Source organism: Streptomyces sp. NPDC048650 (genome assembly GCF_043199095.1).
Taxonomy (GTDB): Bacteria; Actinomycetota; Actinomycetes; order Streptomycetales; family Streptomycetaceae; genus Streptomyces.
This window is the reverse complement of the sequence record NZ_JBICVM010000041.1, coordinates 1-1,544: the sequence shown is the minus strand read 5'-3', so window position 1 is coordinate 1,544 and position 1,544 is coordinate 1. Positions and strand designations below refer to the sequence as shown.

The following is a 1,544-nucleotide window of genomic DNA, read 5'->3' as shown; positions in this document are numbered from 1 at the left end:
ACGTCGATGGCGTGGGGTCCTTGGTCCCAGGTCAGCGGCATGACCGGCACCCTCACCGACGCCGACCTCCAGCGGATCGCCCGCTCGGGCATGCCCGAGCTCACCCCGGCGGAGGGCGTCGCGCTCTTCGACGCCGCACTGGCCGCCGACAACGCGCTCGTCCTTCCCGTGCGTCTCGACCTGGCCGTACTGCGGGACCAGGGAGACGTACCTCCGCTACTGCGCGGGCTGATCCGGGTCCGCACCCGGCGCTCTGCGGTCGCCGACTCGGCCGCCGTCGCCGGCATTGTGCGGCGTCTGTCCGGCCTGTCGGCGGCGGAGCGTCGTGAGGCGCTGCTGGACTTGGTGCGCGCCCAGATCGCGCTGGTCCTGGGCCACGCGAGCCCGGAGACGGTCGACCCGGACCGGGCCTTCCAGGACCTCGGCTTCGACTCCCTGACCGCGATCGAGCTGCGCAACCGGCTCAGCAAGGCGATAGGCATGCGCCTTTCAGCCACCGCCGTCTTCGACTACCCCACGGCGGGCACGCTGGTCGACTTCCTGCTGGGCGAGCTGTTCAGTGCGCAGACGGCGGAAGAGGAGCTGCCGACGCCGATGCCGCCGGCCGCGGCCGACGATCCGGTGGTGATTGTCGGGATGAGCTGCCGCTATCCCGGTGGGGTCGCCTCGCCCGAGGAGCTGTGGCGGTTGGTGTCGGACGGTGCGGACGCCATTTCGGACTTCCCGGCCGACCGCGGTTGGGACGTGGAGTCGCTCTACAACTCCGACCCCGAAGCACTCGGCACCTCGTACACCCGCTCCGGTGGGTTCCTGCACGAGGCGGCGGACTTCGACCCCGAGTTCTTCGGGATGAGCCCCCGGGAGGCTCTGGCGACGGACTCGCAGCAGCGGCTGCTGCTGGAGACGACCTGGGAGGCCATCGAACGGGCGGGCATCGACCCGACCACGCTGCGGGGCAGCCGGACAGGCGTCTTCGCGGGCGTGATGTACACCGACTACAGCGAGATCATGGTCGGCGACCAGTACGAGGGCTATCGAGGCAATGGCAGCGCGGCCAGCATCGCCTCGGGTCGGGTGTCGTACACGTTCGGCTTCGAGGGTCCGGCGGTCACGGTGGACACGGCGTGTTCGTCGTCGCTGGTGGCTCTGCACCTTGCTGCGCAGGCGCTGCGCTCGGGCGAGTGCTCGCTGGCCATGGCGGGTGGTGTGACGGTGATGTCGACCCCGACGACGTTCGTGGACTTCTCACGTCAGCGGGGTCTGTCGGCGGACGGGCGCTGCAAGGCCTTTGCCGATGCCGCGGACGGCGTCGGCTGGGGTGAGGGCGTCGGCATGCTCGTGCTGGAGCGTCTGTCGGATGCGCGTCGGCATGGGCATCGGGTGTTGGCGGTGGTGCGGGGCAGTGCGGTGAACCAGGATGGTGCGTCGAATGGTCTGACGGCGCCGAACGGTCCGGCGCAGCAGCGGGTGATCCGGCAGGCGTTGGCGAGTGCGGGTGTGTCGGCGGCCGATGTGGACGCGGTGGAGGCGCACGGTACGGGGAC

1 protein-coding gene is annotated in these 1,544 nt (G+C 70.7%); it reads left to right on the top strand.

The window, feature by feature from the left end; all coding sequences use genetic code 11:
* Nucleotides 1-1,544 (top strand): beta-ketoacyl synthase N-terminal-like domain-containing protein (locus tag ACGFML_RS38110; RefSeq protein WP_393550547.1); only part of this gene is annotated, 1,544 nt, incomplete at both ends.